This is a genomic window from Parafrankia sp. EUN1f (genome assembly GCF_000177675.1).
Classification (GTDB): Bacteria; Actinomycetota; Actinomycetes; order Frankiales; family Frankiaceae; genus Parafrankia.
In genome coordinates this window covers 1-900 of record NZ_ADGX01000380.1, presented here as the reverse complement: position 1 = coordinate 900, position 900 = coordinate 1, and the positions used below count along the sequence as shown (strand labels likewise).

At 71.4% G+C, this 900-nt stretch carries 1 protein-coding gene; it reads right to left on the bottom strand.

Annotated features, from left to right (window positions below):
* Positions 1-275 precede the first annotated feature (275 nt).
* A partial coding sequence (map, locus tag FREUN1FDRAFT_RS39220; RefSeq protein WP_006546017.1) for a type I methionyl aminopeptidase occupies positions 276-900 on the bottom strand: 625 nt, incomplete at its 5' end.

Here is a 900-nt window from a genome sequence, read left to right as displayed (position 1 = left end):
TTGGGATGACGGACCCTGACCCGTATGGACCGGCGCCGCACCCCAGAGAGCGCCACGCGAGCTCATCGCGCCAGGTCACTGCGCGGGCCCGCCGTGTGAACGACGAACACCGACAACGCTTGAGACCGTCGACTCCTGAGTGTACGTGCCCGGCTCGTCAAGGGCCAACAGGGGGCCCGCCGACCTCAGCCGGCGCCCTCGTGACCGTCGACCATCCCGGGCGACCAACCCGTCGAGGCGTCCGCGGGCCGTGTCGTCCCGGCGGCCGCGCGGGGTCAGCCGGTCGGGGCGTCAGCCGGCTGACCGCAGGCAACACCGAGCGCGGCGAACCGCGCCACGCCACCATCCGGCTCGGTCAGGACCCACGGCCCACGCGGAGTCACCGCCACCGAGTGCTCGGTGTGGGCAGCGAGCGACCCGTCCTTCGTCGCGACCGTCCACTCGTCCGAGAGAATCACCGTGTCCGGCGAGCCGAGAGTGATCATCGGCTCGATGGCCAGCGCCACTCCCTCGACCAGCTTCAGACCGCGCCCAGGCCGGCCGTAGTTCAGCACGTGCGGCGGCTGGTGCATCTCCGTGCCGATGCCGTGACCGCCGTAGTGGTCCACGATGCCGTAGCCATGCGGGGTGATGTGGCGCTCCACCGCGTTGCTGATGTCGGTCAGTCTGCCGCCGAGCTGGGCGGCCGCCAGGCCCCGCCACAGCGCCTCGTCGCAGACCCGCAGCATGTCGAGCACCTCGGGGGCCACCTCGCCGACGGGGACGGTGATCGCCGAGTCGCCGTGCCAGCCGTCGACGATCGCTCCGCAGTCGATCGAGACGATGTCGCCCTCGCGCAGCACCCGCCGCCGGCTCGGGATCGCATGCACGACCTCGTTGTTCACCGAGCTGCAGATCGAC